We start from the raw sequence: 8,871 nt of genomic DNA on the forward strand, positions 1-8,871 counted from the left end.
TGCGAGAGACCTACTCTCATCTGTATCGCAGTTACGAATGTGACAGCCATACCACATTCTCACGGCACACTGCAAGGTGCAAGTATATATCTATATATAGCTTGCACCTTGCACTAATCGTAAAATATTTACTTTCAGCGATTTGCGTATTTCAAAATAAAGCTGTATCATAGAACCGAAGATAAAGGCAGACACAATCCCGGCAAGAGAAACCAAATGTTCTTTGAAAAAAGTGCCCAATTCGTCCTCCCTAAAAGATTGAGGTACGCTAAAATATTGATTTTAAGAAAATAAGAGTCTGCGGATTTTTCAGTTCACAATCTTTTATTACACATCTCTTAATCTTGCTATTTTCAATAGAAGATTGTACTTTTGTCATCACTTTATCAGTCAATGTTTTATACAAATGGTCTTTATACACAATTTATTTCTCATTTTGGGACGTGGAATAGGGCAAGTGATGTTCCAGAATAATGCGTTCTCCGGATTATTAATGCTAGTCGGAATATTTCTAAACTCATGGCAAATGGGAATACTAGCAGTCTGCGGTAATATAATAAGTACACTAACAGCCTATTTTTCGGGATATAAGCATGATGATATTAAGAATGGACTATATGGATTTAATGGAACTTTAGTAGGTATAGCAGTGGGCGTATTTCTACAATTATCGGTAGGAAGTTTAATCATGTTGATTATCACTTCCGCCCTTTCCACATGGATTGCTTATTTTTTCAATCGGCAACGCCTGCTCCCTAGCTTCACCACTCCTTTCATTCTTGTCGTATGGGGAATGTTGGGAGTTTGCAGCTGGCTTTTCCCTAATTTACTATTGGTTTCTGATACGGTTATTGATTCCACACAGAATATTAATTATTTCCAGACCTTCTGCTTAGATATAGGTCAAGTCATGTTTCAGGGAGATACAGTTCTATCCGGATTATTCTTCTTTATAGGCATTTTAATTAATTCTCGAAAGGCAAGTCTCTATACTATCTTGGGAGCACTTCTTCCTATTCCCCTAGCCATTTTACTTGAAGTGGATGCTACAAACTTAAATGCCGGATTAATGGGCTATAATGGTGTATTATGTGCCATAGCTTTAGGAGGGTCGACCAGAGAAAGTAGCATATGGGCAGGGTGTTCTGTCTTACTGTCCACCGTATTGCAGATCCTAGGAATGAGTTTGGGTATCACTACCTTAACCGCTCCCTTTGTCATATCTGTATGGGGCATAATAATGACACAAAAAACAATAAAGACACAGATTAACTAAATTAGCCTTCAAATATAAGTTTATGACATTTTTTCAAAGGAAAAAAATAAAAGATATCATTTTGTCACCCGAGATAGTTGCTTTTGTGTCGTAAACACTACACCATTATACAGAAACTTTAAAATAGTATCCAAACCCTTTGAACTAAAATATCTTTTCGTTCACAATCCGTAGCAATCTTTCATCAATATCCGCCAGTCCGGACTCATAAATCGTACGATAATTGCCGAATGCAGCCGGCAGACCATTATCGAACGAGTTTTCATAGTATTGTGTCGCTATGGGATAAGCAAAAGCGTAATATTCATCTTCAGAATTATACTTGCGGCTTTCTTCATCGCCACGAATAACGAGATAATCGCCATAGAACAGGACGTTTCCCACCATATACTGACTAAAGGCATCTCCCTCCTGCGCCTGCTGCTGCACCGTCATAAAAGCTTCCTCAAGCGAAGCGAAAGGCATCGTTTTCCGAACTGCGGGAGACAAGTTACCGGTACGCAAGGCACACAATACCCCATCGGCACTACCCAGACGCACACTTTCCTTTATCAACCGGGACGCCAGTTCCTCATCTACGGGAAATTCCGCCCCGCACCAGACAAATTCTTCCCCCAAATGGCACCGTCCAAGATAGCAGCAAGCATCTGCATCTCCCTTTTCCGCTGCCTGACGCAGAAGTTCATACCCTTCCCACATTTGTTCTTTGTCGTAGTTTTTCCATATTTTGTCAATGGCAACAGCTACTGTTTCACTGTGTTTCATTGTTACAAATTATTGTATATCCGTTTTCTTTCGATAAGACATTTATCCTTTATTCATCGTTGGCGACTTCCTCCGTGATGTCCTTCCATTCATCCGTCATCCGAGGAAATTCACGTTTATGATAATAATTGTAAAGCCAGTATCTGACACGCCCGATATAAGGAGCATGAGTCATGAACACCACCCAATCTCCTTCTTCATTATTCCCCCTGTCTCAACGATATAATCGTCTTTCGTCCCTCTCACTTCCAAATAACCGTTCTGGCAGCCGGGGGTCTTCAACAACATCAAAGTGCATTTTCCGGCTTCGAGATTCTCAAGAGCCGCTAAAACATCTTCATAAGTAATATATTTGTATTCTTCGTTGTCCACATACAGATAATACGGCTCATCGTCAGGAGACACCGGAGTGTAATACCCTTTCTCCCAATCACTGATTTCCGGAATTTCAAGCCGTTCGAAGTAGTTGTAAAACATCCGGACAATATTATCCGTTCTATATCCACCACTGACATACCTCGTCAACCCGTCAGTCATGGCGAAATATACGGCAACCTGCGGATTGCCATCCGGCACAGCCATACACGATATCCCCGAACAGTTGCCGTAAGGAGTGATTACAGTACGACAATTACTAAGCCATACGTCCCCGTATTTATCCAGATTCTCGATCGCCCGCCGAATTTCTTCTTTAGAGACTCGTGACGTCTGTTCACGACCTTCCGAATAGTTCAACACAAACTGCATGGACGGTTCTGACAGTTCAATCTTTTCTATCTTTTGCTTTTTCACCGAAAAAATTTGTTTAAAGAATGAAAAGCCCATTGTATGCACTCTTAATAAGTTTTGCTAATGCAAAAATAAAGAGATATTTTCAAGATAAGAGCAATTCTTTTCCAAATCGTTCTTTTGCTCACCAATATTTTTCAATCCTTTCATAGCCGAAGATTTTGCTGCGCTCATCCTCCATGCCCTGTATTTGCCTACATATAATCTGTGCACCAATCATACTGAAAGTTATGCCGTTTCCGCCATACCCCAAATCAAAGAACATCCGATCCTTACCAGGCCACGTACCGATAAAAGGCAAACCATCTTTTGTGGTACTGAACGTGCCGCACCATGCCATCTCGGTTTTGAAAGGAATATCCGGAAACAATTTCTTGAATTTCTTTTCCAATATGCGGGTTTTCTTTCTAAGCAAGGCATCACGGCATTCCGGATCGCAGAACTTCTCATCTTCACCGCCAATGATGATACGGTTGCCACCGGTAGTCCGGATATATAAATACGGATCGGCAGTTTCCCAAATCAGACAGTGCTCAGGCCAAAGCTCAGCGGGATTCACCGGATGTGACACCAGTGCATACGTTGACGTCAAATCCATAATCTCCTGCGGCAGGAACTTTCCGGCTTCAAATCCGGCCGCCACAATCACATATTTACAATTAATCTTATGTTCTCCGTCCGTTTCTATGACATATCCCCCCTGCTTCTCAACACACTCTTTTACACCCGTATGAGTAAAAACTTCCAATCCGTCTTTCTTCATATGATAAAGCAACAGACCGGTAGCTGCTCTATAAGCGTCAATTTGTGCCGACACCTCATTCAATAATCCACAGCCCGGTGCCTCCAGCTTATAACGTTTCTTTATCTCTTCCTTCCCGAGCAGACAGACAGGCAGATTATGTTTTTTCCTCATCTCATATTCTTCCTTGACAAGTTGCTCATCTTTCGGAGTGCTGGCATAGAACAGACTTGGTACCCTCTCAAAACAGCCATCCACCCCCGTCGATTCCAACACCTTTTCAATGTCGGAAATCGACTGTAAACACGCACGGTATGCGGATACAGCATTATCCTCCCCAATCATATCCGACATACGACAAAGAGGAACATCTATTTCATATTGTAACAAAGCAGTACTCGCCGCAGAGCTTCCCGTCGCAATGCTGCGCTTGTCAACGACACAACATTTCAAACCGGCACTGCACAATTCGTGCACCATCAAAGCACCGGTTATCCCAGAGCCAACCACTACAATATCCGTAGAGAATTCATCCTCCAATGGATGAAAATAATCCAATAACGAGTTTTTAATAACCCAATAGGGTAATCCTGAATGTAAGTCCATAATACAACTAAATATACTGATTCGACACTAGTTACGTTCTCATTTGAAACAACAGCACATGAAAAATATGGTTCGTAGGATATTCATTTTTTTAACACAACACGCAAATGTCATCACAAAAATTACCAAACAAAAATCTTTTCGTGCTGTTTTCTTTCTGAAGTATGAATACAATATTAACTCAAAAACCTTACAATTATGAGAAAATTAAGTTTGGCTGACCTTAAGGACAGGATATCCTGGGGCAGCGTTTTCGGTGGTGTAATGACCGTACTGGCAATATCCGTATTGCTATCTATCCTAAATTCTAGTATCGGACTATTCATGCTCGATCCTCTGTCCGAACATCCGGCATCAGGCATAGGCACTGCTGTCGGTATCGGTTCTGCCATCATACTGATTGTCAGTATGGCAGCAGGCGGTTTTGTTGCAGGAAAACTAGCGGGCATGGATGGAATGATACATGGTTTTCTTGTCTGGGCAACAACCCTTATCGTTGCCGCCATATTGGGAATCTTCCTGGCTGTCGGAGCGGCAAAAATGACCGCCAATGCCTTGGGAGCTGTCTCATCAGTCACCGGCAACGTCTTATCCGGAGCAGGAAGCATTGTCGGGAATGGTGTTTCCGCATTATCGGAGAAAGCAGAAGATTTGTTCGGGAAAATTGATTTCAGCGGTACATTGAAAGAAGAAAACATTCCGCAGAACATTCGTACCGCGCTAAGTAAAAGCAACGTGAAGGAGTTGCAGCCGGACTATCTGAACAAACAACTGGAAGAGGTAAAAGATGACTTAAGTAAATCCGTCAAGGAAATTGTCGCCTCCCCTCAGGAAGCAGATGAAGCCATCAACAGTTTTCTGGACCGCCTGAAACAGCGTGCGGAGAATCTAAGTCAAAAGATTGACCGGAACGATTTGTCCAAAGCGATAGCCAACAACACTAATATGTCCAAAGCAGAAGCGGACAAGACAGTGGATCAGTATATGAATCTGATAGATAACGCACGTGCAGAAGCCGGAGAACAGATAGACAAGCTGGAAGCTAATCTGCAAAAAGCGGCACAAGAATGGAAAGAAGTCAAACATAAGGCACTTGTAGCTGCCGACAAAGCAACAGATGCCGCTGCACGGTCTGCCTTGATTTCATTCTTCGCTCTTTTGGTCGGAGCCGCATTATGTTGTGCTGCAGGTGCATATGGTGGCAGGAAAACACAGGAAAGAGTAGATATCTGATATTCATTAAACTGAAATAAAGAGGCTTGTCGTCATAATCGGGCAAGCCTCTTCATTATGCAACAACCTCCCCAAGCACAACAACATATAACTAAATTCCTACTATCTGAAACCTTATTCGAACCAATTATCTAAATAATACTCAAATCTTCACGTCAAGTTCCATCTTCCACCCCAAATAGCCCGATATTGCAACAAATCATACATACAATCAGCATGAAACGTTGTAAATACAGCGGAACATACTTGACAGTGACGGGAATTATTCATACGATTTATGCACTATTCAGCAGTAATCATTATTTGCTCAAAGCGGTTTTCTGCTCTCTGTGCATAAATCAGATTACCTCTTTGGCTAATCGCCCACAAGCCATCAACCTGACGTACGTTCTTTGTATCATCATCTTCTACATTCCATACATAACCACCCGAAGGTAAACCACGTCTCTCCAGGATTTCGTTAGCTTGCCCGTTGGAGAAAAAAAGTTCGGCACGAATAGAATCAGGGCTGAAAACAATGAAGGCAGAAGCGTTATTTCCATCGACAGCTTCTGTACGAATACCTTTCTCAAACAAACGGATACAGTCTTTTTGCACCTCACACCATACATATCCGGCAGAAGCGATACATCCGTGTTCATCACGGTCTCCTCCCACTTTCACAGCCTGCGGATACTGGACGAGTTTTGTAGCTTTCATCCTCGGAGCATATTTTCCAGTATAGAATACTTCCAGCGTATCATTCAGAAGCAAACCGTTCACTTCTTCTCTGTTTGCATCCATCGTACTGAATGAAAGTGTATCATTCTCGTCGGTAACGATTGATACCGTATTCATACTTGCATCGCAAACGACGCCTTTCGAGCTTGTCATTTCCGGCGTGCAACTTGCCATGAAACACAAGGTTCCTACTGCTAATAGTGCAGTTTTCATCTTCTTAAATTCCTGTTTTGTTTTAAATTATTGTAAAGATAATAATTATATGGCAATAAATAAAAACAAAATTTTATCGTCAATCGTTTTCTTAAAAGTATTTTTTAAGTTATTTTGCACAACTAATATCACGAACTCATCAAATTATGGATTGGATTGGCCTTGATTTAACATTCCCTATTACCGACCCTACATGGATATTTCTCCTTGTACTTCTCATCATATTGTTTGCTCCTATATTATTGAGTAAACTGCGTATTCCTCACATTATCGGTATGATTCTGGCAGGATTGACTGTCGGTGAACATGGTTTTAATATATTGGCACGCGACAGCAGTTTCGAACTATTCGGGAAAGTAGGACTTTATTATATTATGTTCCTGGCCGGTCTTGAAATGAATATGGGCGATTTCAAAGAGACACGAAACAAGGCACTAGTCTTAGGATTACTGGCTTTTATCGTTCCTATCGGAATTGGTTTTGTAGCAAATATATCTTATCTGAAATATAGTGTCGTCACTTCCGTACTACTAGCCAGTATGTACGCTTCCCATACGCTGGTAGCTTATCCTATCGTCACCCGTTTTGGTATATCACGCCATCGAAGCGTAAGCATAGCGGTAGGCGGAACAGCGGTGACGGATACACTGACTTTGCTCGTACTGGCAGTCATAGGCGGGTTGTTCAAAGGAGAAACCGGCGGTTTCTTTTGGGTATGGCTGGTGGTAAAGGTTATCTTTCTGGGCGGGCTTATCATCTATTTCTTCCCACGCATCGGCCGCTGGTTCTTTCATCGATACAATGACAATGTGATGCAGTTCATTTTCGTTCTTGCTATGGTCTTTCTAGGCGCGGGACTTATGGAGTTTGTAGGTATGGAAGGTATTTTAGGTGCCTTCCTTGCCGGGTTGGTGCTGAACCGGCTCATTCCGCACGTTTCTCCATTGATGAACCATCTGGAATTCGTCGGTAATGCCCTTTTCATACCCTACTTCCTTATCGGAGTGGGAATGTTGATTAACCTGCGTGTTATCTTCGGACACGGAGATGCGCTGAAAGTAGCTGCCGTTATGATTGTAATGGCGCTGACCGGCAAATGGATTGCCTGTTGGCTCACACAGAAAATATACAAGATGTCCGTTCTCGAACGAAACCTGATGTATGGTTTGAGTAATGCACAAGCAGCAGCAACACTGGCAGCAGTGCTGGTCGGTTACAACATATTCCTGCCCAACGGCGAACGACTGCTGAACGATGATGTATTGAATGGAACAGTGCTATTGATACTGGTTACTTGCATAGTCAGCTCACTGATAACCGAACGGGCAGCCAGAAAAGTAGCCATGGACGACTCGGAAACAGGCAAAGAGTCGTCGACGGCAACAGAAAAGATTCTGATTTCTCTTGCCAATCCGAACACTATTGAAGACATGATGAATCTTTCTTTGATGATACGTGATACGAAACTGAAAGACAACTTGTTGGCACTGAATGTTATCAATGATAACAATACCATCTCAGATAACCTAAGGATGCGAAGCAGGCACTACTTGGAAAAAGCCGCCATGACAACAACAGCCGCCAATGTATCGCTGAAACAGCTCACCCGGTATGACTTGAATATCGCTTCCGGCATAATCCATTCCGTGAAAGAGAATGAGGTGACGAGCATTATCACCGGTTTGCACCGCAAGGTAAACATCACCGATTCATACTTCGGAATACTTGCCGAAAACCTGCTGAAGGGGTTAAACTGTGAAATAATCATCTCCAAATTCCTGATACCGGTCAATACGATAAAGCGAATCGTTATTGCCGTGCCCCCAAAAGCTGAATATGAATACGGCTTTCCACGATGGATGGAGCATTTCTGCCGGATGGGAAATACACTCGGTTGTCGTGTACATTTCTTCGCAAACGAAAAGACAACCGCACGCCTGCAAGCATGGATAAAGAAGAGGTATAAACAAGTACTGACCGATTTTTCTCTTCTGGAGGACTGGAACGACTTACTGGTATTGACCGGACAAGTAAGCTACGACCATCTGTTAGTCATTATCAGTGCACGTCCCGGAACGCTTTCTTATGACAGTTCGTTCGAGAAACTACCGAGACAATTAGGAAAATACTTCTCTAACAATAGCCTGATTGTACTGTATCCCAATCAATCGGGAGAACCGTTGGACAGTTCTTTCTTCTCCAAGTTATACACCGATACGGAAACACAACACTATGAGAAAGTGGGCAAATGGGTTTATAAATGGTTTAAGAAGAGCTGATAAGAGACATATTCCGAGCATAAATTTATTATTGCTGTCCGATAAAACTTTTTGAGGCTAAACAAAATTAGGACTGGCACCTATTGCAGGAATCAGTCCTTTTAGTTTAGTTTGTGTTCGCCAAAACATTTTCTAAACTATGCCCAAAAGTAGTCATTTTGACGGACAGCCGCTCTATGGTCAGGTAATAAAATTGCTTGATAAGTCGAAAATTCTTCAGTTTAGCCGCGAATACGGAGGAGAGAGAT

8 protein-coding genes are annotated in these 8,871 nt (G+C 42.3%); 3 read left to right on the forward strand and 5 right to left on the reverse strand.

The window, feature by feature from the left end; genetic code table 11:
• Positions 1-406 precede the first annotated feature (406 nt).
• Positions 407-1,276, forward strand: a complete 870-nt coding sequence (locus NSB03_RS19145; protein WP_257466586.1) for an urea transporter — start codon at positions 407-409, stop codon at positions 1,274-1,276.
• 144 nt (positions 1,277-1,420) lie between these two features.
• Here NSB03_RS19145 and NSB03_RS19150 read toward each other — a convergent pair whose 3' ends face one another.
• The 4 genes from NSB03_RS19150 to NSB03_RS19165 all read right to left on the reverse strand — a co-directional run bounded on the left by NSB03_RS19150 (position 1,421) and on the right by NSB03_RS19165 (position 4,178).
• On the reverse strand, positions 1,421-2,041 hold the full coding sequence (locus tag NSB03_RS19150; RefSeq protein ID WP_024988656.1) for an SEL1-like repeat protein: 621 nt from the start codon (positions 2,039-2,041) through the stop codon (positions 1,421-1,423).
• Positions 2,042-2,090: 49 nt separating this feature from the next.
• Positions 2,091-2,216 carry a hypothetical protein gene (locus NSB03_RS19155; protein ID WP_257466587.1) on the reverse strand — a complete coding sequence of 42 codons (126 nt, stop codon included), beginning with the start codon at positions 2,214-2,216 and terminating at the stop codon, positions 2,091-2,093.
• Positions 2,213-2,833 carry a hypothetical protein gene (locus NSB03_RS19160; protein WP_128824508.1) on the reverse strand — a complete coding sequence of 207 codons (621 nt, stop codon included), beginning with the start codon at positions 2,831-2,833 and terminating at the stop codon, positions 2,213-2,215. Before NSB03_RS19160 ends, NSB03_RS19155 begins: the two co-directional genes overlap by 4 nt.
• Positions 2,834-2,954: 121 nt before the next feature.
• Positions 2,955-4,178, reverse strand: coding sequence for an NAD(P)/FAD-dependent oxidoreductase (locus NSB03_RS19165; RefSeq protein WP_024988658.1), 1,224 nt, complete (start codon positions 4,176-4,178; stop codon positions 2,955-2,957).
• A 198-nt stretch (positions 4,179-4,376) separates the two neighbouring features.
• Between NSB03_RS19165 and NSB03_RS19170 the strand changes: the two genes are divergently transcribed.
• A complete protein-coding gene (locus NSB03_RS19170; protein WP_024988659.1) occupies positions 4,377-5,411 on the forward strand; it encodes a hypothetical protein in 1,035 nt (344 codons plus the stop codon).
• A gap of 282 nt (positions 5,412-5,693) precedes the next feature.
• On the opposite strand, the gene NSB03_RS19175 is transcribed toward NSB03_RS19170, so the two are convergent.
• On the reverse strand, positions 5,694-6,344 hold the full coding sequence (locus NSB03_RS19175; protein ID WP_135037830.1) for a hypothetical protein: 651 nt from the start codon (positions 6,342-6,344) through the stop codon (positions 5,694-5,696).
• A 146-nt stretch (positions 6,345-6,490) separates the two neighbouring features.
• Between NSB03_RS19175 and NSB03_RS19180 the strand changes: the two genes are divergently transcribed.
• Positions 6,491-8,623, forward strand: a complete 2,133-nt coding sequence (locus NSB03_RS19180) for a cation:proton antiporter (protein ID WP_024988660.1) — start codon at positions 6,491-6,493, stop codon at positions 8,621-8,623.
• Positions 8,624-8,871: the final 248 nt, after the last annotated feature.

Source organism: Bacteroides acidifaciens (assembly GCF_024623065.1).
GTDB lineage: Bacteria > Bacteroidota > Bacteroidia > Bacteroidales > Bacteroidaceae > Bacteroides > Bacteroides acidifaciens.

Coding starts and splice junctions, on each gene's coding strand:
- NSB03_RS19145 (WP_257466586.1), top strand. CDS start 407: ATGGTCTTTATACACAATTTATTTCTCATTTTGGGACGTGGAATAGGG.
- NSB03_RS19150 (WP_024988656.1), bottom strand. CDS start 2,041: ATGAAACACAGTGAAACAGTAGCTGTTGCCATTGACAAAATATGGAAA.
- NSB03_RS19155 (WP_257466587.1), bottom strand. CDS start 2,216: ATGACTCATGCTCCTTATATCGGGCGTGTCAGATACTGGCTTTACAAT.
- NSB03_RS19165 (WP_024988658.1), bottom strand. CDS start 4,178: ATGGACTTACATTCAGGATTACCCTATTGGGTTATTAAAAACTCGTTA.
- NSB03_RS19170 (WP_024988659.1), top strand. CDS start 4,377: ATGAGAAAATTAAGTTTGGCTGACCTTAAGGACAGGATATCCTGGGGC.
- NSB03_RS19175 (WP_135037830.1), bottom strand. CDS start 6,344: ATGAAAACTGCACTATTAGCAGTAGGAACCTTGTGTTTCATGGCAAGT.
- NSB03_RS19180 (WP_024988660.1), top strand. CDS start 6,491: ATGGATTGGATTGGCCTTGATTTAACATTCCCTATTACCGACCCTACA.